This is a genomic window from Serratia nevei (assembly GCF_037948395.1).
Classification (GTDB): domain Bacteria; phylum Pseudomonadota; class Gammaproteobacteria; order Enterobacterales; family Enterobacteriaceae; genus Serratia; species Serratia nevei.
Genome location: NZ_CP149940.1, coordinates 4,890,790 through 4,914,571 on the forward strand (window position 1 = coordinate 4,890,790; position 23,782 = coordinate 4,914,571).

The window sequence follows — 23,782 nt, forward strand, 5'->3', positions numbered from 1 at the left end:
GTGCGTTAACTCACTGCTGCATAAACATAATGACGTTTTCCTGCCACAGACGCGGCAGCGCTTTGGCGCTCTGTTCCCAGGCCGCCGGATCGGCGATCGGGTGCGCGTTCTTGTACTGCTCGGCCGGCAGCAGCTTGGCTTTGACGTCGTCCGGCAGCGTCAGATGTTCGGCGCGGATCGGGCGGGCATAGCCGCGCGCCAGGTTGATCTGGCCGGCGTCGGAGAAGATGTATTCGCGCGCCAGCTTGGCGGCGTTCGGGTGCTTGGCGTATTTGTTGATGATGGTGGTGTAGCCGGAGGTGATCGAGCCGTCCGAAGGGATCAGCACTTCAAAGCGGGTTTTGTCGATCTGGTCGCGGTAGTTCAGGCCGTTGAAGTCCCACACCACGCCGACCTGCACTTCCCCTTTCTCCAGCGATGCGATCACCGGGTTACTCAGGCTCAGGCGGCCGGCCTTGGCCAGCTTGCCGAAGAATTCCAGGCCCGGCTTGAGGTTTTTCTCGTTGCCGCCCATGGCGTAGGTGGCCGCCAGCACGCCGCTGGCCGCCTGCGACGCAGTGCCGACGTCGCCGATGGTGACCTGATAGCTGCCCTTCAGCAGATCGGCCCAGCTGTGCGGGATATCTTTCACCTGCTGTTTATTGATGATGAAGGCGATGGTGCCGGTGTAAGCCAGCGCCCAGTGGCCGTCTTTGTCTTTCGCCCAGTCCGGCACCTGATCCCAGGTGGAGGGTTTGTACGGCTGCGTTACGCCCTTCTGCACCGCCACCGGGCCGAAGGCCGCGCCGACGTCACCGATGTCCGCCGTGGCGTTGTTCTTTTCCGCATCGAATTTGGCGATCTCCTGTGCGGAGCTCATGTCGGTATCGACATGCTTCAGGCCATATTTGCTCAACAGATCTTGCCAGGTGCCTTTCCAGTTGGCCCAGCTGTCCGGCATGCCGACGCTGTTGACTTCGCCTTCTTTTTTAGCGGCCTGCTCCAGCGCCGCCAGATCGGTATCCGCGGCCCAGCTCATCTGGCTGGATAACACGATGGCACTGGTTAACACAGAAGCGCACAAACGTTTCATAACTGATGCTCCAGGTGGTAGTGTGGGGATGGCTGGACTAGTCCAGCAAGGACCAAACCAATCTAACGGACGAATGTGATAATTATATGTCAGCTTAAAAAAGCGACAGTTTTATCACCCATTGCAACGGCGAAAACGCGACGCTGGTCTACCTTAAGGGAGGCCAAACGCACTGAAACGGGACACCCGCTGTATGAGTGAAGCACCGACGACCGTAGCGACCATCTGCCAAACGCTGAACGCCCGCATCACCGCAGGCGAGTTTGCCGTGGGCGGCAAGCTGCCCTCCGAACGCGCCCTGAGCGAACAGTTCGCCACGACCCGCATTACCTTGCAGGAGGCGCTCGGTCAACTGGAGGCGCAGGGCGTCATCTACCGCCAGGTGCGGCGCGGCTGGTTCATCTCGCCCCCGCGTCTTATCTACAACCCGCTGCAGCGCAGCCATTTTCACGCCATGGCGCAGCAGCAGGGGCGCGCCGCCCATACCGAGGCGATCGACAGCGCGCTAGTCACGCTCGACGCGCCGCTGGCCGGCCGCCTGGCGCTACCCCCCGGCGCCGAGGCCTATCGCATTCGCCGGCTGCGCTATATCGACGGGCGCGCGGTGCTGTACTGCGAGCACTACCTCAACCCGGCCTATTTCCCCGGCATTCTGGAGGAAGACCTGACCCAGTCGCTGACCGCGCTGTACGCCGCGCGCTACGGCATCCACTACGGGCGGGTGCGTTTCGACATGCTGCCCACCCTGCTGCCGCAGCAGGCCGCCGCCATGCTGAAGGTGACCTACGGCAGCCCGGCGCTGTTCATTACGCGGGTGAACCGCGATCAGCACGACCGGGTGATCGATTGCGACCTGGAGTATTGGCGTTACGATGCGCTGCACATCGACGTGGAAGCGCAGTAAATGACAAGGGCGCATCGCTGCGCCCTTAAAGAGGAAATCAGTCGGCGTCGTAGCCGAGGTTAGGCGCCAGCCAGCGTTCGACCTCGCTCACGCTCATCCCTTTACGCACCGCGTAGTCTTCCACCTGATCGCGCTGGATCTGCGCCACCGCGAAGTACTTGCTTTCAGGATGGCTGAAGTACCACCCGGACACCGCCGCCCCCGGCCACATGGCGAAGGACTCCGTCAGCTCCATGCCGGTGTGGCGGTTGACGTCCAGCAGCTGCCAGATGGTCGCTTTTTCGGTGTGCTCCGGGCAGGCCGGATAACCCGGTGCCGGCCGGATGCCCTGATAGTTTTCGCGGATCAGCTCTTCGTTGCTCAGGCTCTCGTCGGCGGCATAGCCCCAGTGCAGCTTGCGCACCTGCTCATGCAGGTATTCGGCGAAGGCCTCCGCCAAGCGATCCGCCAGCGCTTTGACCATGATTTTGTTGTAATCGTCGTGCTGCGCGTCGTAGGCCGCCGCCAACGCGTCCTCCTCCAGCCCGCCGGTCACCGCGAAGGCGCCGAAGTAGTCAGCCTTGCCGCTGCTTTTCGGCGCCACGAAGTCCGCCAGACAGTAGTTCGGGAAGTCGGTTTTTTCCGTCTGCTGGCGCAGATGGCGGCTCACCGCCAGCACCTCGTCACGCCGTTCGTCGCGGTATACTTCCACGTCGTCGCCGACGCGGTTGGCCGGGAACAGGCCGTAAACGCCGCGCGGGTTGAGGCTGCGCTCGGCGGCCAGCCGATCCAGCATCTGATTGGCGTCGTGGAACAGGCGCTTGGCCTCTTCCCCCACCACCTCGTCTTCCAGGATGCGCGGGTATTTGCCCGCCAGCGACCAGGTCATGAAGAACGGCGTCCAGTCGATGTAGTGGCGCAGCGTCTCGATGCCGGCCGCCACCGGGAACACGCCGAGCTGCCGCGGCGCTGGCGGCTGATAATCGGCCCAGTCCAGCGCCATGGCGTTGGCGCGCGCCTTCTGCAAATCGACCGGCGGCGTGCGTGGCTTTTTGCGCGCATGCTGAATGCGCACCGTTTCATACTCTTTGCGGGTGCGCGCCACAAACTCGTCGCGCTGGGTGGCGGACAGCAGCGCCGACACCACGCCCACGGTGCGCGAGGCGTTTTGCACGTAGGTGGTCGGGCCGCTGTAGTTCTGCTCGATTTTCACCGCGGTGTGCGCCTTGGAGGTGGTGGCGCCGCCGATCAGCAGCGGCAACGTAAAGCCCTGGCGCTCCATCTCTTTCGCCACGTTGACCATCTCGTCGAGCGACGGCGTGATCAGCCCAGACAGGCCGATGATGTCCACGTTCTCCTCGCGCGCGGTGCGCAGGATTTTCTCCGTCGGCACCATCACGCCCAGATCGACGATTTCATAGTTGTTGCACTGCAGCACCACGCCGACGATGTTCTTGCCGATGTCATGCACGTCGCCCTTCACCGTCGCCAACAGGATTTTCCCCGCAGAGGTGCCCTGTTGCTTGCTGGCCTCGATGTACGGTTCCAGATAGGCCACCGCCTGCTTCATCACGCGGGCGGATTTCACCACCTGCGGCAGGAACATCTTGCCCTCGCCGAACAGATCGCCGACCACGTTCATCCCCGCCATCAGCGGCCCTTCGATCACTTCGATCGGGCGTTCGGCCTGCTGCCGCGCTTCTTCGGTGTCCAGCTCGATAAACTCGGTGATACCCTTCACCAGCGAATATTCCAGCCGTTTCTCCACCGGCCAGCCGCGCCATTCGGCCTGCTGCACCGCCACGTCATTATCTTTGCTGCCGCGGTACTTTTCCGCCAGCTCCAGCAGGCGTTCGGTGCCGTCTTCGCGACGGTTGAGGATCACGTCCTCTACCGCCTCGCGCAGCTCGGTAGGCAGATCGTCATAAATCGCCAGCTGCCCGGCGTTGACGATGCCCATGTCCATGCCGTTGCGAATGGCGTGATACAGGAACACCGCGTGGATCGCTTCACGCACCGGATCGTTGCCGCGGAACGAGAACGACACGTTAGACACGCCACCGGAGATCATCGCGTGCGGCAGGTGGGTTTTGATATCGGCGCAGGCTTCGATAAAGTCGACGGCGTAGTTGTTGTGCTCTTCAATGCCGGTAGCGACGGCGAAAATGTTCGGGTCGAAAATGATGTCTTCCGGCGGGAAGCCGACGCGCTCGGTCAAAATTTTATAGGCGCGGCGGCAGATCTCGAACTTGCGCTCGCGGGTGTCCGCCTGCCCCACTTCGTCGAACGCCATCACCACCACCGCGGCACCGTAGCGGCGCACCAGTTTGGCGTGATGGATAAAGGCCTCTTCGCCCTCCTTCATCGAGATCGAGTTGACGATGCCCTTGCCCTGAATGCACTTCAGGCCTTTCTCGATAACGGACCACTTGGAGGAGTCGATCATGATCGGCACCCGGGCGATATCCGGCTCGCCGGCGATCAGGTTAAGGAAGCGCACCATCGCCGCTTCGGCGTCGAGCATCCCCTCGTCCATGTTGATGTCGATGATCTGCGCGCCGCTCTCGACCTGCTGGCGCGCCACGTCGAGCGCCTCGCTGTATTTCTCTTCTTTGATCAGGCGTTTGAATCGCGCCGAACCGGTGACGTTGGTGCGCTCGCCGACGTTGACGAACAGGGTGTTGGCGTCGATGGTCAGCGGCTCCAGGCCCGCCAGGCGGCAGGCGACCGGGATCTCCGGCAGCCGGCGCGGCGGCACGCCTTCGACCGCGTTGGCCATCGCGGCGATATGTTCCGGCGTGGTGCCGCAGCAGCCGCCGATGATATTGAGGAAGCCGGCCTGCGCCCACTCCCCGACCTGGCGCGCCATCTCGGCCGCATCCAGATCGTACTCGCCGAAGGCGTTCGGCAAGCCGGCGTTCGGATGCGCGGTGACGTAGGTCTCCGAGATGCGCGCCAGCTCGGCGACGTACTGACGCAGTTCGTCCGGGCCCAGGGCGCAGTTCAGGCCGAATGTCAGCGGCTTAACGTGGCGCAGCGAATTGTAAAACGCTTCGGTGGTCTGGCCGGACAAGGTGCGGCCGGAGGCGTCGGTGATGGTGCCGGAAATCATGATCGGCAGTTCCACCCCCAGCGCTTCGAATTCGGTTTCCACCGCAAAAGCGGCGGCCTTGGCATTCAGGGTGTCGAAGATGGTTTCGATCATGATCAGATCGACGCCGCCCTCCACCAGCGCACGCGTCGATTCGCGGTAAGCCGCCACCAGCTCATCGAACGAAATGTTGCGGAACGCCGGATCGTTGACGTTCGGCGAGATGGAGGCGGTGCGGTTGGTCGGCCCCAGCACCCCGGCGACGTAGCGCGGTTTTTCCGGCGTGCGCGCCGTCCACTCATCGGCGCAGGCGCGCGCCAGACAGGCGGCCTGATAGTTAATCTCGGCGGACAGCGACTCCATGTGGTAGTCGGCCATGGCGATGGAGGTGGAGTTGAAAGTATTGGTCTCAAGGATATCGGCGCCCGCCTCGAGATAGGCGTAATGAATGGCGGTGATCACTTCCGGCTTGGTCAGCACCAGCAGATCGTTATTGCCTTTCAGATCGCTGCGCCAGTCGGCGAAACGCTCACCGCGGAAATCGCGCTCGTCCAGACGGTAGCTCTGGATCATGGTACCCATGCCGCCGTCCAACACCAAAATGCGCTGCGCTAACTGGCGGCGCAGTTGTTCTACTCGATTCGTCACTGTAACCCCTTCCATTGCCATCCAGCCCATCGCTCAACTGCCGCAAAAACCAACGAGTCATCCTAGCACAGCTTGTAGGGACAAAGGGCCAGGCGACAATTGAGAGTTTTTCAGGTTGTGCGCCAACACCTCCGATGAGCTGGCGGCGACTTGCAATTCATCGACAAAAAACGAAAATGAATTCCATCATACGGAAAAAGGAATCTCACCCATGGCCACTCCTGCTCCCGCCAAACGCGGCAAGAAGCCCCGCGCAGCAGCCCCGGCCGCCAGTGCGGCGACCGGCCAGGTACAATCGTTGACCCGTGGCCTGAAGCTGTTGGAATACATTTCGGAAGCCCAGGGCAACGTGGCGCTGACCGATCTGGCGCAGCAGGCCGGCCTGCCGAATTCCACCACTCACCGCCTGCTCACCACCATGCAGCAGCAGGGATTCGTGCGCCAGGTCGGCGATCTCGGCCTGTGGACCATCGGCTCGCACGCCTTTGTGGTCGGCAGCAGCTTCCTGCAAAGCCGCAACCTGCTGGCGATGGTGCATCCGACGCTGCGGCGCCTGATGGAAGAGTCCGGCGAAACCGTCAACCTGGCGGTGCTGGATACCAGCGAGTACCAGGCAATCATCATCGATCAGGTGCAGTGTACGGCGCTGATGCGCATGTCGGCGCCGATCGGCGGTAAACTGCCGATGCACGCCTCCGGCGCCGGCAAGGCGTTCCTCGCCACCCTGCCGGACGATCAGGTGACCAAACTGCTGCATAAGAAAGGCATGCATACCTACACGCCGCACACCCTGACGCCGCACAACCTGAAAGAGGGGCTGGCGCAGATCCGCAAACAGGGCTTCTCCTTTGACGACGAAGAGCACGCGCTCGGCCTGCGCTGCGTGGCGGCCTGTATCTTCGACGAGCACCGTGAAGCCTTCGCCGCCATCTCCATCTCCGGCCCGGTGTCGCGCATCACCGACGATCGCGTGATCGAACTGGGGGCGCTGGTGATCCACGCGGCGAAAGAGATCAGCCTGGCCTACGGCGGCGTGCGCTGATCCTACCCCTCCGAGGGCGCCCCTGCGCGCCCTCTCTCCCGATTCCTTGCTCTGTTGTCAGCATGTAACAGGCTATCGGCATCCTGTTTAGCACACGGGAAAAAAGCTTGAAGCCGATCACAGTTAACGATCCTCACGGCGAAAGCCCATTGCAACCGCTCACACTTCCTTCGACAATGTTACCGATAACATGTTACCGGTAACAATCAAGCTGAACGAAGGTAACGTCACCCGGTGTTTTGGAGCCAAGCCATGACCAACAATCAAAATCGCATTTACGTCGTTATGGGCGTTTCCGGCAGCGGTAAGTCCGCCGTCGCCGCCGCCGCGGCCCGCCAACTCTCCGCCGGCTTCCTCGACGGCGACTTCCTGCATCCGCGCAGCAACATCCTGAAAATGGCCGCCGGCGACGCGTTGAACGACGACGATCGCGCCCCATGGCTGGCCGCGCTCAACGATGCCGCCTTCGCCATGCAGCGCACCAACAACGTGTCGATCATCGTCTGCTCGGCGCTGAAAAAGCAGTATCGCGACCGCCTGCGCGCCGGCAACGGCAACCTGTCGTTTATCTACCTGCACGGCGAGTTCCCGGTGATCGAATCCCGCCTGGCGGCGCGTAACGGCCACTTCTTCAAACCGCAGATGCTGGTCACCCAGTTCGCCGCGCTGGAGCAACCGGGCGCCGACGAAAGCGACGTGATGGCGATCGACATCAACCAGCCGCTGGACGCGGTGATCGCCGATACCGTGCGCCATATCCAGAGCTTCCTGCCGCAGGACGTGTGCGCGTGAGTACCGTTACGCTGGTCGGTACCGCAGTCGGCTCGGTTTTACTGCTGTTATTCCTGGTGATGAAGGCGCGCATGCACGCCTTCGTCGCGCTGATGCTGGTGTCCATCGCCGCCGGCATTTTCTCCGGCATGCCGCTGGACCATATCGCCGACACCATGCAAAAAGGCATGGGCGACACGCTGGGCTTTCTGGCGATCGTGGTGGCGCTGGGGGCGATGTTCGGCAAGATCCTGCATGAGGTCGGCGCGCTCGATCAAATTGCGGCGCAATTGCTGAAACGATTCGGACAAAGCAAGGCGCACTATGCGCTCGGCATCGCTGGCCTGATCTGCGCGCTGCCGCTGTTCTTCGACGTGGCGGTGGTGCTACTGATCGGCATCGTGTTCGCCGTGGCGCGCCGCACCGACGGCAATATCGTCAAGCTGGCGATCCCGCTGTTCGCCGGCGTGGCCGCCGCCGCCTCCTTCCTGCTGCCGGGGCCGGTACCGATGCTGCTGGCTTCGCAGATGAAGGCTGACTTCGGCTGGATGATCGCCATCGGCCTGGTGGCGGCGGTGATCGGCATGCTGATCGCCGGCCCGCTGTACGGCAGCTTTATCAGCCGCTTCGTCAACTGGCCAATGCCGCCGGAAGAGAACGAGCCGACGCTGACCAAGGGCAATCTGCCGTCATTCGGCTTCAGCCTGGCGCTGGTGCTGTGCCCACTGGTGCTGGTCGGCATGAAAACCATCGGCGCGCGGCTGGTCACTCCGGGTTCACAGCTGCAGCAGTGGCTGGAGTTTATCGGCCACCCGTTTACCGCCATTCTGCTGGCCTGCCTGATCGTGATTTACGGCCTGGCGAAACCGCGCGGCATGAGCAACGAACAGACGCTGGCCATCTGCTCCGCCGCGGTGCAACCGGCCGGGATCATCCTACTGATGACCGGCGCCGGCGGGGTGTTCAAACAGATCCTGGTGGATTCCGGCGTAGGGCCGGCGCTGGGTGACGCCATGATCGGCGCCGGCCTGCCGATCGCCGTGGCCGCCTTTGCGCTTTCCGCCATGGTGCGGGTGATTCAGGGCTCGGCCACCGTCGCCTGCCTGACCACCGTCGGCCTGGTGCTGCCGGTCACCAGCCAGCTCGGATTGAACGGCGGGCAGCTGGCCGCGCTGGCTATCTGCATCGCCGGCGGCTCCATCGTGCTGAGCCACGTCAACGACGCCGGTTTCTGGCTGTTCGGCAAATTCACCGGCGCCAACGAACTGCAAACGCTGAAAACCTGGACGGTGATGGAAACGATTCTGGGCAGCGTCGGCGGCGCTATCGGCATGATGGCATTCACGATGTTTTAAATCCTAAATCGCCCCCGGCCTTGCACACCAGGGCTGCAAATCACCACCGGGGGCACCGCCACAGGCGGCGACTATAACAACAGCAATGTGAGGAAGGCATGATTAACCCAACCTTGTCCCGTGTCACACAGCGCATCACCCACCGTTCCCAGGCCAGCCGTGCCGCCTATCTGGCGCGTATCGAAGCGGCCCGTTCCCAAACCGTCCACCGCGCGCAGCTGGCCTGCGGCAACCTGGCCCACGGCTTCGCCGCCTGTCAGCCCGATGACAAGACGGCGCTGAAAAACATGGTGCGCAGCGATATCGCCATCATCACCGCCTATAACGACATGCTGTCGGCCCACCAGCCGTACGAACACTACCCGCAGCGGCTGAAACAGGCGCTGCAGGCGGTGGGCGCCGTGGGCCAGGTAGCCGGCGGCGTGCCGGCGATGTGCGACGGCGTGACGCAGGGGCAGGACGGCATGGAGCTGTCGCTGATGAGCCGTGACGTGATCGCCATGTCGGCCGCCGTCGGCCTGTCGCACAACATGTTCGACGGCGCGCTGTTCCTCGGCATCTGCGACAAGATCGTGCCCGGGCTGGTGATGGCCGCCCTCTCCTTCGGCCACCTGCCCGCGCTGTTCGTGCCGGCCGGCCCGATGAGCAGCGGTTTACCCAACAAGGAAAAGGTACGCGTGCGCCAGCTGTACGCCGAGGGCAAGGCCGACCGCCTGGCGCTGCTGGAAGCCGAGGCCGCGTCCTATCACGGCATCGGCACCTGCACCTTCTACGGCACCGCCAACACCAACCAGATGGTGATGGAAGTGATGGGCCTGCACCTGCCGGGCGCCTCTTTCGTACATCCGGACACGCCGCTGCGCGACGCGCTGAACGACGCCGCCGCGCGCCAGGTGACGCGACTGACCGACACCGCCGGCAACTACCTGCCGATCGGCCGCCTGGTGGACGAGAAAGTGGTGGTAAACGGCATCGTCTCGCTGCTGGCCACCGGCGGCTCCACCAACCTGACCATGCATCTGGTGGCGATGGCGCGCGCAGCGGGCATCATCATTACCTGGGACGACTTCTCGGAGCTGTCGGAGGCGGTGCCGCTGCTGTGCCGCATCTATCCGAACGGCCCGGCCGACATCAACCAGTTCCAGGCCGCCGGCGGCGTGCCGCTGGTGGTGCGCGAGCTGCTGCAACACGGGCTGCTGCACGAAGACGTGCACACCGTGGCCGGTTTCGGCCTGCACCGCTACACCCAGGAACCCTGGCTGGATAATGGCCAGCTGGTGTGGCGTGAAGGCGTGGCCGGCTCGCTCGACGCCAGCGTGATCGCCAGCGTCGCTCAGCCGTTTGAGCATCACGGCGGCACCAAAGTGATGACCGGCAATCTGGGCCGTGCGGTGATGAAAACCTCGGCGGTGCCCGCCGACAACCAGATCATCGAAGCGCCTGCGGTGGTGTTCGACAGCCAGCACGACATCGTGCCGGCGTTCGAAGCCGGCAAGCTGGATCGCGATTGCGTGGTGGTGGTGCGCTTCCAGGGGCCGCAGGCCAACGGCATGCCTGAGCTGCACAAGCTGATGCCGCCGCTGGGCGTGCTGATGGATCGCGGCTTCAAAGTGGCGCTGGTGACCGACGGCCGCCTGTCAGGCGCCTCCGGCAAGGTGCCTTCCGCCATCCACGTCACCCCGGAAGCCTATACCGGCGGCCTGCTGGCGAAAGTGCGCGACGGCGATCCGATCCGCGTCAACGGCCGCAGCGGCGAGCTGCAGGTGCTGGTCGACGCCGACGAACTGGCCCAGCGCGCGCCATGCCAGCCCGATCTGAGCGCAGAACACATCGGCTGCGGCCGCGAGCTGTTCGGCGCGCTGCGCAGCCAGCTGTCCGGCGCCGAGCAAGGCGCCTGCTGCATCAAATTTTAATCGATAGCCTGGCCGCCTGGCGGCGGCCACAGAGGAGAACGTCATCATGAACCAATGGAAAACAAGTGCCGAGCAGATCCTGACGGCGGGGCCGGTGGTGCCGGTCATCGTGATCAACAAGCTGGAACATGCGGTGCCGCTGGCGAAAGCGCTGGTCGCCGGCGGCGTGCGGGTGTTGGAAGTGACGCTGCGCACCGCCTGCGCCATGGACGCCATTCGCGCCATCGCCCAAGAAGTGCCGGAAGCGATCATCGGCGCCGGTACCGTGATCAATCCCCAGCAGCTGCGTGAAGTGACCGAGGCCGGTGCGCAGTTCGCCATCAGCCCGGGGCTGACCGACGAGCTGCTCAAGGCGGCCACCGCCGGGTCCATTCCGCTTATTCCGGGCATCAGCACCGTTTCCGAGCTGATGCTGGGCATGGATTACGGCCTGCGCGAGTTTAAATTCTTCCCGGCGGAAGCCAACGGCGGCGTAAAAGCGCTGCAGGCGATCGGCGGCCCGTTCCCGCAGGTGCGCTTCTGCCCGACCGGCGGCATCTCACCGGACAATTACCGCAGCTATCTGGCGCTGAAAAGCGTGCTGTGCATCGGCGGCTCCTGGCTGGTGCCGGCGGACGCGCTGGAAAGCGGCGACTACGCCCGCATCACCGAACTGGCGCGCGCCGCCGTCGCGGGCGCCAAGGCCTGATTTACATCGCAGCGGTGGCGGCCGGCAGCGCCGCCCCGCAGCGCTGGCTGAACCGCTGCTTCTTGCGGTAAGCGAACACGTCTTCCACGTGCCCCTCGCGGATGCGCTGCTGCAACCCGCGCCAATACTCAGCCGTAAACAGATCGCTGTGCAACTCCTCAAACACCTGCCGAATGCGCCGATCCCCGCACAGGAAGTGGCGGAACTCCTCCGGGAACACGTCGTTGGGCGCGATGCTGTACCACGGCTCACTGGCCAGCTCGTCCTCCGGATAACGCGGCGGCGGAATGTCGCGGAAGTTAACCTCGGTCATGTAGCAAATTTCGTCGTAGTCGTAGAACACCACCCGCCCGTGGCGCGTCACGCCAAAGTTCTTGAACAGCATGTCGCCGGGGAAGATATTGGCGGCGGCCAGCTGCTTGATGGCATTGCCGTACTCTTCGATCGCATCGCGCATCTGCTGGTCGTTGGCCTGCTCCAGATACAGGTTCAGCGGCGTCATGCGCCGTTCCATATACAGGTGCTTGATCACGATGCGATCGCCGAGATCTTCCAGTTTGCCCGGCACTTCGCGCTGCAGTTCCGCCAACAGCGCCGGACTGAGGCGCGCCTTGTCGACGACGAAATTCTCGTACTCCTGGGTATCCGCCATGCGCCCGACGCGATCGTGCTCTTTCACCAGCTGATAGCAGGCCATCACCTGCGCCTGCGTCACCTCTTTTTGCGGGGCGAACTCGTCCTTGATCACTTTGAATACCCGGTCGAAAGACGGCAAGGTGAACACCAGCATCACCATGCCCTTCACCCCCGGCGCGATGATAAATTGCTCCTGCGACTGCGCCATAAAGGTCAGGTATTCGCGATAGCATTCGGTTTTGCCATGCTTCTGGCAGCCGATCGCCATGTACAGCTCGGCGGTGGTTTTGCCCGGCAGGATCTCACGCAGCCACTCCACCATCGCCGCCGGCAGCGGCGCGTAGACCATGAAATAAGAACGGGCGAAGCCGAAGACGATGCTGGCCTCAGCCTTACCGGTCAGGCAGGCGTCGATAAACAGCGCGCCCGATTCGCTGTGGTGGATAGGCAGCAAGAACGGATAAACGCCGTCGGCCAGGCGCAGCTTGCCGACCAGCCAGGCGGCCTTGTTGCGGTAGAACAGTTCGTTGGCGATCTGGAAGGTTGCCCCCGCCAGCTGCTGTGCGCTGAAGGCGCGTTGCAGCGCCTGAGTGATGTAGCGAATATCGCGCGTCAAATCCTCCCACGGCAGACGCAGCGGCAGATCGCTCAGTACGCTGCGCAGCATCGCCGGCAGATCGCCATTGGGCGTGAAATCGCGCGCCAGCGGACGCGGAATATCGCGAAAGCGCCGCTCCGGCTGCGAACTGAAGACGAACAGCTTGTCCGGCGTCAGATCGCGGTGCTTGAACAGCCGGCAGTAGACCGAGTTAAAAAAGCTTTCGGCGATCTCGAAACGCGGATAGTCCGGCAGCAGGTCGATATAGACCGCTTTGACCCGGCTGGGGAAGTCGGCGTCGAAGTATTTCTGCCCGGTGATGCATTTGAGTTGCTCCACTACCAGGCCGACGTGATGGTCGTACAGATGGATGCGCTTTTTCATCGCCTGCTGCACCGCCGGCCAGTCCGCCTGCTCGAAGCGCTGCTGCGCGCCGGCGGTCACTTCCAGAAAGCGGCCGTACTGCGCATCGAAGCCCTGCAGGATCGTCTGTGCGATCAACAACTCCAGTTTTGCCGCCATCCTTACCCCCGCCAGAAAAAGGAGCCTGCGCATGCAGGCTCCGGGTGAAACGTCTTCAAGCTTGCCGCATCAGAACTGCTGTTCTTCCGTCGAACCGGTCAGCGCGGTGACCGAAGAGGCGCCGCCCTGAATGATGGTGGTGACCTTGTCGAAGTAGCCGGTGCCCACCTCTTGCTGGTGCGACGCGAAGGTGTAGCCGCGATCCACCGCGGCGAACTCCGCCTGCTGCACCTTCTCGACGTAGTGTTTCATGCCCTCGCCCTGCGCATAGGCGTGCGCCAGGTCGAACATGTTGAACCACATGCTGTGGATGCCCGCCAGCGTAATGAACTGATACTTGTAGCCCATGTCCGACAGCGCCTGCTGGAAGCGGGCGATGGTCTGGTCGTCGAGGTTCTTCTTCCAGTTGAACGACGGCGAGCAGTTGTAGGCCAGCAGCTTGCCCGGGTATTTGGCGTGGATGGCGTCGGCGAAGCGCTGAGCGGCATCCAGATCCGGCGTTGAGGTTTCGCACCACACCATATCCGCGTAAGGAGCATAGGCCAGGCCGCGGCTGATCGCCTGCTCGACGCCGGCATGGGTGCGGAAGAAGCCTTCCGCCGTGCGCTCGCCGGTGACGAAGGCGCTGTCATACGGATCGCAATCGGAGGTCAGCAGGTCGGCCGCATCGGCGTCGGTACGGGCGATCACCAGCGTCGGCACGCCGAGCACGTCAGCCGCCAGGCGTGCGGCGACCAGCTTCTGGATCGCTTCTTGCGTCGGCACCAGCACTTTGCCACCCATATGGCCGCATTTCTTCACCGCCGCCAGCTGGTCTTCAAAGTGCACCCCGGCGGCGCCGGCGGTGATCATCGCTTTCATCAGCTCGAAGGCGTTCAGCACGCCGCCGAAGCCGGCTTCCGCATCGGCGACGATCGGCAGGAAATAATCGGTGTAGCCTTTGCTGCCCGGCTCAATCTGGTTAGCCCATTGGATCTGATCGGCGCGGCGGAAGGTATTGTTGATGCGCTCGACGACCTTCGGCACCGAGTCCACCGGATACAGCGACTGGTCAGGGTACATGGCCGCCGCGCTGTTGGCGTCCGCCGCCACCTGCCAACCGGACAGGTAGATAGCCTCGACGCCGGCTTTGGCCTGCTGCAGCGCCTGGCCGCCGGTCAGCGCGCCCAGGCAGTTCACGTAGCCTTTGCGCGCCTTGCCGTTCAACAATGCCCACAGTTTGGCGGCGCCGTTTTGCGCCAGGGTGCATTCCGGGTTGACCGAACCGCGCAGGTTGATCACGTCTTCGGCGCTGTAAGGGCGGGTAATGCCGTCCCAACGGGCCGATTTCCATTCCTGTTCCAGCTGCTGGATCTGTTGAGAGCGAGAGGTAGACATAATTTTTATCCTTTCAGTCGTGTAGGGTTGATTGGGAAAACTCAGGCCAGCAGCTCATAGCCGGGCAGCGTCAGGAAATCGATTAATTCATCTTGCGTGGTGATGCGCTCCATCAGGCGCGCCGCCTCTTCGAACCGGCCGGCGTTAAAGCGCGCTTCCCCCACTTCTTCACGCACCACCAACATCTCTTCTTGCAGCATCTGGCGGAACAGCGCCTTGGTGACCGGACGCCCGTCGCTCAGGCTCTTCTCGTGGTGGATCCACTGCCAGATTGACGTACGGGAGATTTCCGCCGTCGCCGCATCTTCCATCAAACCGTAAATCGGCACGCAACCGTTGCCGGAGATCCAGGCTTCGATGTACTGCACCGCCACGCGGATATTGGCGCGCATCCCCGCCTCGGTGCGTTCGCCGTCGCACGGTGCCAGCAGCTGTGCGGCGCTGATCGGCGCGTCTTGCTCACGCAGCACCTCCAGCTGGTTTTGGCGATCGCCCAATGCTTTGCCAAATACCTCCATCACCGTATCCGCCAGCCCCGGGTGTGCCACCCAGGTGCCGTCGTGGCCGTTGCTGGCCTCCAGCTCTTTGTCCGCCCGTACCTTATTCAACACCCAGTCATTTTTCTCGGCGTCTTTGCTCGGGATAAACGCCGCCATACCGCCCATGGCGAACGCGCCGCGCTTGTGACAGGTTTTGATCAACAGACGCGAATAGGCGCTGAGGAAAGGTTTCTCCATGGTCACCGACTGACGATCCGGCAGCACGCGATCGCCATGATTCTTCAGCGTTTTGATGTAGCTGAAGATGTAATCCCAGCGGCCGCAGTTCAGGCCGACGATGTGGTCGCGCAGGTGGTAGAGAATTTCGTCCATCTGGAACACCGCCGGCAGGGTTTCGATCAGCACGGTCGCTTTGATGGTGCCGCGCGGCAGATCGAAACGATCCTCGGTAAAGCTGAAGACATCACTCCACCAGGCCGCCTCTTCCCAGGACTGGGTTTTCGGCAGATAGAAATACGGCCCGCTGCCCTTGGCCAGCAGCTGGCGATAGTTGTGGTAGAAGTACAGCGCGAAATCGAACAGGCCGCCGGGAATGGCTTCATCACGCCACAGCACGTGTTTTTCCGGCAAATGCAGGCCGCGCACGCGAGCGATCAATACCGCCGGGTTCGGTTTCAGCTGGTAGATTTTGCCTGCTTCATTGGTGTAGGAAATGGTGCCGTTAACCGCATCGTGCAGGTTAATTTGGCCGTCGATGACTTTGTCCCAGCTTGGCGCCAGCGAGTCTTCGAAGTCTGCCATGAACACTTTTACGTTGGCATTAAGCGCATTGATCACCATCTTGCGCTCAACCGGCCCGGTGATCTCGACCCGGCGGTCACGCAGATCTTGTGGAATGCCGCGGATCTGCCAATCACCTTCGCGAATGGAAGTGGTTTCCGAAATAAATCCCGGCAGTTCGCCGCGATCGATATTTTGCTGCCAGCGGACACGCGCCGCCAGCAGCTCGTTGCGCCGCGGCGTGAATTTCCCCACCAGTTCCGCCAGGAATTCAACCGCTTCATCGGTCAACACCTGGCGCTCCGCTGCGGCGAAACCCTGCGTAAACCTTAACTCCGTGCCTGCTATCTGTTGTGTCATGACCTTGCTCCTTCCCATCGTTGCGCTCGCGCGACCGGCGCATTTTCATCAGAAATCACTGTGGATCAGGGCGGATGAAACGATCCTCAACTGGTCAGATCTCATCCCGATAGCTCTAAGAATACTCAACAAAAAATAAAAATCAAAAACCATTTCCATTTTATTATTAAATATTTTATTAACACTTTATTATCAATTGGTTAGATAAAATAACAATGATGACAGGTAAGGAAATCGCTTCCATCAGAGTGATAAAGATGCGCTAACGCCTTGTTTAACAATGGACTTTAAGGAGGTGTGACGGAGAAAAAGAGGATCGTTCAGAGGATCAACGGCGCGGCGGCCTCGATTCAGCCGCCGGCGAGCAGAAAAAATCAGTCGAGCGTCGGATTCATATGGCGCAGATCATACGGCGTGATCTGGTAGACGTAATAGTTGAGCCAGTTGGAGAACAGCAGATGGCCATGGCTGCGCCAGGTGGCTTTCGGTGTCAGTGCGGGGTTGTCATCGGGGAAGTAGTTGAGTGGAACGGCGGGATCGAGGCCGGCTTCGTTATCGCGACAATACTCTCCTGCCAGGGTCAGCGTATCGTATTCCGGATGGCCGGTGACAAACGCCAGGCGCTTGTCCTTGCTGGCAAACAGGTAGGCGCCGGCCTGCTCGGATTCGGCCAGAACATCCAGGTCGGTATATTGACGAATCACCTCGGTCGGGAAATCGGCATAGCGTGAATGCGGCGCCAGGAAGCTTTCGTCGAAGCCGCGTGTCAGCAACGCATGCTGCTGCAGCGTTTGGTGCGGATAAACGCCGGAGAGCTTCACCTCGCGCGTCATCTTGGGAATGCCATACAGAATATTCAACGCCGCCTGTACCGCCCAGCACACGAACAGCGTGGAGGTAACGTGGTGCTTGGCCCAGTCGATCACGCGCTCGATCTGCGGCCAGTAGGCAACATCGCAGAAATCGACCAGCCCCAACGGCGCGCCGGTAACGATCAAACCATCGAAGTTCTCGTTCTGGATATCCTCGAAGTCGCAGTAGAAGTTATTCAGATGCTCGGCCGGCGTGTTCTTCGATTCGCGGCTATCGATACGCAGCAGCTGGATATCAATCTGCAGCGGCGAGTTGGACAGCAGGCGCAAAAACTGGTTTTCCGTTTCGATCTTCTTTGGCATCAGGTTGAGGATCAGCACTTTCAGTGGCCTGATTTCCTGTGTTTTTGCCCGCGAGGATGTCATCACGAAGACATTCTCACCGCGCAAGAAATTGACCGCAGGTAACTCATCAGGAACACGAATCGGCATTGCTTAACCCTCACACATCCATTTATACGTTTAGACTTCTAGATGCCCGAAGATAGCGTTTTTTTCCGTCGATGTCGAGCATTCGGCGGAAAGGTGAAAATGTTTCATTGCGCGCTCTGCGCCAAGATATGAGGAGGGGGAGTAAAGGGACTGAAAAGCAAAAAGGCCATCCTTTCGGATGGCCTCTTGGCTTATTTGATGCTTGGCAGTGTCCTACAGTATTCGTCTCATCCTGAGACTCTCCCCTGCGGGGCCGCCGCACGCGGCGTTAAGGCCCGTTCCCGACGGGCCTTTCGCATGCCCATGCTCGAGCAGAACACCAAATAACAGACAAAACAAAAAGCCCCATGCTTTCGCATGAGGCTTGTTGTTTTATTTGATGCTTGGCAGTGTCCTACTCTCGCATGGGGAGACCCCACACTACCATCGGCGCTACGGCGTTTCACTTCTGAGTTCGGCATGGGGTCAGGTGGGACCACCGCGCTATTGCCGCCAAGCAAATTCTTTTTTCTGCCGAACTTCTAAACCCACTTTAAATAAAGTGGTGCTGATACCCAGAGTCGAACTGGGGACCTCACCCTTACCAAGGGTGCGCTCTACCAACTGAGCCATATCAGCACGCTTAATTTGATGCCTGGCAGTGTCCTACTCTCGCATGGGGAGACCCCACACTACCATCGGCGCTACGGCGTTTCACTTCTGAGTTCGGCATGGGGTCAGGTGGGACCACCGCGCTATTGCCGCCAGGCAAATTCGTTTTATTCCAACCGCGTCACTCTCGTGTCGCCATCAGAACCAATCTCGGAACTTCGCTGAAAATCTCTCTAAAAACACCTTCGGTGTTGTAAGGTTAAGCCTCACGGATCATTAGTACTGGTTAGCTCAATGCATCGCTGCACTTACACACCCAGCCTATCAACGTCTTAGTCTTAAACGTTCCTTCAGGGGCCTTAAAGGCCCAGGGAAGACTCATCTTGAGGCAAGTTTCGCGCTTAGATGCTTTCAGCGCTTATCTTTTCCGCACTTAGCTACCGGGCAATGCCATTGGCATGACAACCCGAACACCAGTGGTGCGTTCACTCCGGTCCTCTCGTACTAGGAGCAACCCCTCTCAATCTTCCAACGCCCACGGCAGATAGGGACCGAACTGTCTCACGACGTTCTAAACCCAGCTCGCGTACCACTTTAAATGGCGAACAGCCATACCCTTGGGACCTACTTCAGCCCCAGGATGTGATGAGCCGACATCGAGGTGCCAAACACCGCCGTCGATATGAACTCTTGGGCGGTATCAGCCTGTTATCCCCGGAGTACCTTTTATCCGTTGAGCGATGGCCCTTCCATTCAGAACCACCGGATCACTAAGACCTACTTTCGTACCTGCTCGAGCCGTCACTCTCGCAGTCAAGCTAGCTTATGCCTTTGCACTAACCTCACGATGTCCGACCGTGATTAGCTAACCTTCGTGCTCCTCCGTTACTCTTTGGGAGGAGACCGCCCCAGTCAAACTACCCACCAGACACTGTCCTCACCCCGGATCACGGGGCCGAGTTAGAACATCAAACATTAAAGGGTGGTATTTCAAGGATGGCTCCACGCAGACTGGCGTCCACGCTTCAAAGCCTCCCACCTATCCTACACATCAAGGCTCAATGTTCAGTGTCAAGCTATAGTAAAGGTTCACGGGGTCTTTCCGTCTTGCCGCGGGTACACTGCATCTTCACAGCGAGTTCAATTTCACTGAGTCTCGGGTGGAGACAGCCTGGCCATCATTACGCCATTCGTGCAGGTCGGAACTTACCCGACAAGGAATTTCGCTACCTTAGGACCGTTATAGTTACGGCCGCCGTTTACTGGGGCTTCGATCAAGAGCTTCGCCTTGCGGCTGACCCCATCAATTAACCTTCCAGCACCGGGCAGGCGTCACACCGTATACGTCCACTTTCGTGTTTGCACAGTGCTGTGTTTTTATTAAACAGTTGCAGCCAGCTGGTATCTTCGACTGGCTTCAGCTCCATCCGCGAAGGACTTCACCTACATGCCAGCGTGCCTTCTCCCGAAGTTACGGCACCATTTTGCCTAGTTCCTTCACCCGAGTTCTCTCAAGCGCCTTGGTATTCTCTACCTGACCACCTGTGTCGGTTTGGGGTACGATTCAATGTTACCTGGAGCTTAGAGGCTTTTCCTGGAAGCAGGGCATCAACTACTTCTGCACCGTAGTGCATCGTCATCACGCCTCAGGGTTGAGTATGTAACCGGATTTACCAGGTCACACCCCCTACACGCTTAAACCGGGACAACCGTCGCCCGGCTAGCCTAGCCTTCTCCGTCCCCCCTTCGCAGTAACACCAAGTACAGGAATATTAACCTGTTTCCCATCGACTACGCTTTTCAGCCTCGCCTTAGGGGTCGACTCACCCTGCCCCGATTAACGTTGGACAGGAACCCTTGGTCTTCCGGCGAGCGGGCTTTTCACCCGCTTTATCGTTACTTATGTCAGCATTCGCACTTCTGATACCTCCAGCAACCCTCACAGGCCACCTTCAACGGCTTACAGAACGCTCCCCTACCCAACAACGCCTAAGCGTCGCTGCCGCAGCTTCGGTGCATGGTTTAGCCCCGTTACATCTTCCGCGCAGGCCGACTCGACCAGTGAGCTATTACGCTTTCTTTAAATGATGGCTGCTTCTAAGCCAACATCCTGGCTGTCTATGCCTTCCCACATCGTTTCCCACTTAACCATGACTTTGGGACCTTAGCTGGCGGTCTGGGTTGTTTCCCTCTTCACGACGGACGTTAGCACCCGCCGTGTGTCTCCCGTGATAACATTCTTCGGTATTCGGAGTTTGCATCGGTTTGGTAAGCCGGGATGGCCCCCTAGCCGAAACAGTGCTCTACCCCCGAAGATGAGTTCACGAGGCGCTACCTAAATAGCTTTCGGGGAGAACCAGCTATCTCCCGGTTTGATTGGCCTTTCACCCCCAGCCACAAGTCATCCGCTAATTTTTCAACATTAGTCGGTTCGGTCCTCCAGTTAGTGTTACCCAACCTTCAACCTGCCCATGGCTAGATCACCGGGTTTCGGGTCTATACCTTGCAACTAATCGCCCAGTTAAGACTCGGTTTCCCTACGGCTCCCCTATACGGTTAACCTTGCTACAAAATATAAGTCGCTGACCCATTATACAAAAGGTACGCAGTCACACCACGAAGGTGCTCCCACTGCTTGTACGTACACGGTTTCAGGTTCTATTTCACTCCCCTCGCCGGGGTTCTTTTCGCCTTTCCCTCACGGTACTGGTTCACTATCGGTCAGTCAGGAGTATTTAGCCTTGGAGGATGGTCCCCCCATATTCAGACAGGATGTCACGTGTCCCGCCCTACTCATCGAACTCACGACCTGTGCATTTTAGTGTACGGGGCTATCACCCTTTGCTGCGCGACTTTCCAGACGCTTCCACTAACACACAAGCCGATTCAGGTTCTGGGCTCCTCCCCGTTCGCTCGCCGCTACTGGGGGAATCTCGGTTGATTTCTTTTCCTCGGGGTACTTAGATGTTTCAGTTCCCCCGGTTCGCCTCATGCCACTATGTATTCATGACATGATAGTGTGTCGAAACACACTGGGTTTCCCCATTCGGGTATCGCCGGTTATAACGGTTCATATCACCTTACCGACGCTTTTCGCAGATTAGCACGCCCTTCATCGCCTCTGACTGCCTAGGCATCCACCGTGTACGCTTAGTCACTTAACCTCACAACCCGAAGATGTTTCCATCGTTCGTGCTGCAAACATTTGAGAGACTCTATGACAGGTTACTCTTTATCCCAGTACATCTACGGAGGGATAAATTTCAGCCGTCATGTTTCAATTTTCAGCTTGTTCCAGATTGTTAAAGAGCAAAATACTTCGCAGCATACTGTCGCCAATATACTCTGAAGTATTGAAATACCGGACTATATGGTGGAGCTAAGCGGGATCGAACCGCTGACCTCCTGCGTGCAAGGCAGGCGCTCTCCCAGCTGAGCTATAGCCCCATACAGTCACGCGCAGTACCTTTTCCACTTCCGAGAAGTGGTAGGCCTGAGTGGACTTGAACCACCGACCTCACCCTTATCAGGGGTGCGCTCTAACCACCTGAGCTACAAGCCTATAAAGGTATTTCTGCTCGTTACTTTCTATCAGACAATCTGTGTGAGCACGCCACTCGAACTAATATCTTTAGGTAAGGAGGTGATCCAACCGCAGGTTCCCCTACGGTTACCTTGTTACGACTTCACCCCAGTCATGAATCACAAAGTGGTAAGCGCCCTCCCGAAGGTTAAGCTACCTACTTCTTTTGCAACCCACTCCCATGGTGTGACGGGCGGTGTGTACAAGGCCCGGGAACGTATTCACCGTAGCATTCTGATCTACGATTACTAGCGATTCCGACTTCATGGAGTCGAGTTGCAGACTCCAATCCGGACTACGACATACTTTATGAGGTCCGCTTGCTCTCGCGAGGTCGCTTCTCTTTGTATATGCCATTGTAGCACGTGTGTAGCCCTACTCGTAAGGGCCATGATGACTTGACGTCATCCCCACCTTCCTCCAGTTTATCACTGGCAGTCTCCTTTGAGTTCCCGGCCGAACCGCTGGCAACAAAGGATAAGGGTTGCGCTCGTTGCGGGACTTAACCCAACATTTCACAACACGAGCTGACGACAGCCATGCAGCACCTGTCTCAGAGTTCCCGAAGGCACCAATCCATCTCTGGAAAGTTCTCTGGATGTCAAGAGTAGGTAAGGTTCTTCGCGTTGCATCGAATTAAACCACATGCTCCACCGCTTGTGCGGGCCCCCGTCAATTCATTTGAGTTTTAACCTTGCGGCCGTACTCCCCAGGCGGTCGATTTAACGCGTTAGCTCCGGAAGCCACGCCTCAAGGGCACAACCTCCAAATCGACATCGTTTACAGCGTGGACTACCAGGGTATCTAATCCTGTTTGCTCCCCACGCTTTCGCACCTGAGCGTCAGTCTTCGTCCAGGGGGCCGCCTTCGCCACCGGTATTCCTCCAGATCTCTACGCATTTCACCGCTACACCTGGAATTCTACCCCCCTCTACGAGACTCTAGCTTGCCAGTTTCAAATGCAGTTCCCAGGTTGAGCCCGGGGATTTCACATCTGACTTAACAAACCGCCTGCGTGCGCTTTACGCCCAGTAATTCCGATTAACGCTTGCACCCTCCGTATTACCGCGGCTGCTGGCACGGAGTTAGCCGGTGCTTCTTCTGCGAGTAACGTCAATTGATGAGCGTATTAAGCTCACCACCTTCCTCCTCGCTGAAAGTGCTTTACAACCCGAAGGCCTTCTTCACACACGCGGCATGGCTGCATCAGGCTTGCGCCCATTGTGCAATATTCCCCACTGCTGCCTCCCGTAGGAGTCTGGACCGTGTCTCAGTTCCAGTGTGGCTGGTCATCCTCTCAGACCAGCTAGGGATCGTCGCCTAGGTGAGCCATTACCCCACCTACTAGCTAATCCCATCTGGGCACATCTGATGGCAAGAGGCCCGAAGGTCCCCCTCTTTGGTCTTGCGACGTTATGCGGTATTAGCTACCGTTTCCAGTAGTTATCCCCCTCCATCAGGCAGTTTCCCAGACATTACTCACCCGTCCGCCGCTCGTCACCCAGGGAGCAAGCTCCCTTGTGCTACCGCTCGACTTGCATGTGTTAAGCCTGCCGCCAGCGTTCAATCTGAGCCATGATCAAACTCTTCAATTAAAAGCTTGATTTGCTTCCACTCGAGAAGCGATGCTCAAAGATTTACTGCATGAATTTTACTTCAGTTAGTCACTCTTCAAGACTTGATATTTTTTTGCATCCGAAGATGCTGGATATCGTCTTGTGGAGTGCCCACACAGATTGTCTGATAAATTGTTAAAGAGCAGTGAGTTAGGCGCTTTCGCTTGCTAACTCGAGGTGGCGTATATTACGCTTTCCTCTTTCAGAGTCAACCCTAATTTTCAGGATTTTTTCTCTTTCTTCCCGGCCGCTGTGTGAAGTGAATCACTTGCGCCGTGTCGATGGAGGCGCATTATAGGGATCCGAGTTTTTTGCACAACCCCTTTTTTGATCTTTTCTTTCTGTTTGCACACTTTTCAGCCCTTCCGGGTGGATCTTGTGCGATCAGGGCCATTTTCCGCAGGATCCGGCGCTGCCGTTGGTTGTAATTCCATCGCCAGAGTCTAGTATTG

The 23,782-nt window shown here is 59.4% G+C and carries 12 protein-coding genes, 3 tRNA genes and 4 rRNA genes; 6 read left to right on the plus strand and 13 right to left on the minus strand.

The window, feature by feature from the left end; translation table 11 throughout:
• Nucleotides 1-10: 10 nt before the first annotated feature.
• Complete coding sequence (locus V8N38_RS23320; RefSeq protein ID WP_004936660.1) at nucleotides 11-1,072, minus strand: ABC transporter substrate-binding protein; 1,062 nt, start codon at nucleotides 1,070-1,072, stop codon at nucleotides 11-13.
• A 193-nt stretch (nucleotides 1,073-1,265) separates the two neighbouring features.
• Here V8N38_RS23320 and V8N38_RS23325 point away from each other — a divergent pair, with 193 nt between their 5' ends.
• Nucleotides 1,266-1,976 (plus strand): UTRA domain-containing protein, encoded by a 711-nt coding sequence (locus V8N38_RS23325; protein ID WP_060425131.1) that lies wholly within the window; start codon nucleotides 1,266-1,268, stop codon nucleotides 1,974-1,976.
• Between the two features lie 37 nt (nucleotides 1,977-2,013).
• On the opposite strand, the gene metH is transcribed toward V8N38_RS23325, so the two are convergent.
• Nucleotides 2,014-5,709 (minus strand): methionine synthase, encoded by a 3,696-nt coding sequence (metH, locus tag V8N38_RS23330; protein ID WP_147840682.1) that lies wholly within the window; start codon nucleotides 5,707-5,709, stop codon nucleotides 2,014-2,016.
• A gap of 196 nt (nucleotides 5,710-5,905) precedes the next feature.
• On the opposite strand from metH, the gene iclR reads away from it, so the two are divergent.
• From iclR to V8N38_RS23355, 5 genes are all read left to right on the plus strand, one after another.
• On the plus strand, nucleotides 5,906-6,736 hold the full coding sequence (gene iclR, locus V8N38_RS23335; RefSeq protein WP_004936648.1) for a glyoxylate bypass operon transcriptional repressor IclR: 831 nt from the start codon (nucleotides 5,906-5,908) through the stop codon (nucleotides 6,734-6,736).
• 252 nt (nucleotides 6,737-6,988) lie between these two features.
• The gene (gene gntK, locus V8N38_RS23340) at nucleotides 6,989-7,528 is read left to right on the plus strand and encodes a gluconokinase (protein WP_038874371.1); all 540 of its coding nucleotides are present in this window, start codon (nucleotides 6,989-6,991) and stop codon (nucleotides 7,526-7,528) included.
• Nucleotides 7,525-8,862, plus strand: coding sequence for a gluconate transporter (gene gntU / locus V8N38_RS23345; protein WP_060425180.1), 1,338 nt, complete (start codon nucleotides 7,525-7,527; stop codon nucleotides 8,860-8,862). Before gntK ends, gntU begins: the two co-directional genes overlap by 4 nt.
• Before the next feature lie 98 nt (nucleotides 8,863-8,960).
• The gene (gene edd / locus V8N38_RS23350; protein ID WP_087762607.1) at nucleotides 8,961-10,775 is read left to right on the plus strand and encodes a phosphogluconate dehydratase; all 1,815 of its coding nucleotides are present in this window, start codon (nucleotides 8,961-8,963) and stop codon (nucleotides 10,773-10,775) included.
• Nucleotides 10,776-10,821: 46 nt separating this feature from the next.
• Nucleotides 10,822-11,463, plus strand: a complete 642-nt coding sequence (locus V8N38_RS23355) for a bifunctional 4-hydroxy-2-oxoglutarate aldolase/2-dehydro-3-deoxy-phosphogluconate aldolase (protein ID WP_147840681.1) — start codon at nucleotides 10,822-10,824, stop codon at nucleotides 11,461-11,463.
• Nucleotide 11,464: 1 nt separating this feature from the next.
• Here the strand turns inward: V8N38_RS23355 and aceK are convergent, their stop codons facing one another.
• The 11 genes from aceK to V8N38_RS23410 form a co-directional block, all read right to left on the minus strand.
• Complete coding sequence (aceK, locus tag V8N38_RS23360; protein WP_147840680.1) at nucleotides 11,465-13,219, minus strand: bifunctional isocitrate dehydrogenase kinase/phosphatase; 1,755 nt, start codon at nucleotides 13,217-13,219, stop codon at nucleotides 11,465-11,467.
• Between the two features lie 69 nt (nucleotides 13,220-13,288).
• Nucleotides 13,289-14,596, minus strand: coding sequence for an isocitrate lyase (gene aceA, locus V8N38_RS23365; RefSeq protein ID WP_147840679.1), 1,308 nt, complete (start codon nucleotides 14,594-14,596; stop codon nucleotides 13,289-13,291).
• A gap of 41 nt (nucleotides 14,597-14,637) precedes the next feature.
• Complete coding sequence (gene aceB / locus V8N38_RS23370; protein ID WP_049201549.1) at nucleotides 14,638-16,236, minus strand: malate synthase A; 1,599 nt, start codon at nucleotides 16,234-16,236, stop codon at nucleotides 14,638-14,640.
• Between the two features lie 374 nt (nucleotides 16,237-16,610).
• Nucleotides 16,611-17,540 carry a homoserine O-acetyltransferase MetA gene (metA, locus tag V8N38_RS23375; RefSeq protein ID WP_049201551.1) on the minus strand — a complete coding sequence of 310 codons (930 nt, stop codon included), beginning with the start codon at nucleotides 17,538-17,540 and terminating at the stop codon, nucleotides 16,611-16,613.
• 381 nt (nucleotides 17,541-17,921) lie between these two features.
• Nucleotides 17,922-18,037 (minus strand): 5S ribosomal RNA (gene rrf / locus V8N38_RS23380).
• 45 nt (nucleotides 18,038-18,082) lie between these two features.
• Nucleotides 18,083-18,158: transfer RNA gene (locus V8N38_RS23385), tRNA-Thr, on the minus strand.
• 14 nt (nucleotides 18,159-18,172) lie between these two features.
• Nucleotides 18,173-18,288, minus strand: a 5S ribosomal RNA gene (gene rrf / locus V8N38_RS23390).
• Nucleotides 18,289-18,386: 98 nt separating this feature from the next.
• A 23S ribosomal RNA gene (locus tag V8N38_RS23395) occupies nucleotides 18,387-21,295 on the minus strand.
• A 207-nt stretch (nucleotides 21,296-21,502) separates the two neighbouring features.
• A tRNA-Ala gene (locus tag V8N38_RS23400) sits at nucleotides 21,503-21,578 on the minus strand.
• 38 nt (nucleotides 21,579-21,616) lie between these two features.
• Nucleotides 21,617-21,693: transfer RNA gene (locus V8N38_RS23405), tRNA-Ile, on the minus strand.
• A gap of 74 nt (nucleotides 21,694-21,767) precedes the next feature.
• Nucleotides 21,768-23,309 (minus strand): 16S ribosomal RNA (locus tag V8N38_RS23410).
• Together the 16S, 23S and 5S rRNA genes with 3 tRNA genes alongside form the textbook arrangement of a ribosomal RNA operon.
• Nucleotides 23,310-23,782 lie beyond the last annotated feature (473 nt).

Coding starts and splice junctions, on each gene's coding strand:
- V8N38_RS23320 (WP_004936660.1), bottom strand. CDS start 1,072: ATGAAACGTTTGTGCGCTTCTGTGTTAACCAGTGCCATCGTGTTATCC.
- V8N38_RS23325 (WP_060425131.1), top strand. CDS start 1,266: ATGAGTGAAGCACCGACGACCGTAGCGACCATCTGCCAAACGCTGAAC.
- metH (WP_147840682.1), bottom strand. CDS start 5,709: ATGGAAGGGGTTACAGTGACGAATCGAGTAGAACAACTGCGCCGCCAG.
- iclR (WP_004936648.1), top strand. CDS start 5,906: ATGGCCACTCCTGCTCCCGCCAAACGCGGCAAGAAGCCCCGCGCAGCA.
- gntK (WP_038874371.1), top strand. CDS start 6,989: ATGACCAACAATCAAAATCGCATTTACGTCGTTATGGGCGTTTCCGGC.
- edd (WP_087762607.1), top strand. CDS start 8,961: ATGATTAACCCAACCTTGTCCCGTGTCACACAGCGCATCACCCACCGT.
- V8N38_RS23355 (WP_147840681.1), top strand. CDS start 10,822: ATGAACCAATGGAAAACAAGTGCCGAGCAGATCCTGACGGCGGGGCCG.
- aceK (WP_147840680.1), bottom strand. CDS start 13,219: ATGGCGGCAAAACTGGAGTTGTTGATCGCACAGACGATCCTGCAGGGC.
- aceA (WP_147840679.1), bottom strand. CDS start 14,596: ATGTCTACCTCTCGCTCTCAACAGATCCAGCAGCTGGAACAGGAATGG.
- aceB (WP_049201549.1), bottom strand. CDS start 16,236: ATGACACAACAGATAGCAGGCACGGAGTTAAGGTTTACGCAGGGTTTC.
- metA (WP_049201551.1), bottom strand. CDS start 17,540: ATGCCGATTCGTGTTCCTGATGAGTTACCTGCGGTCAATTTCTTGCGC.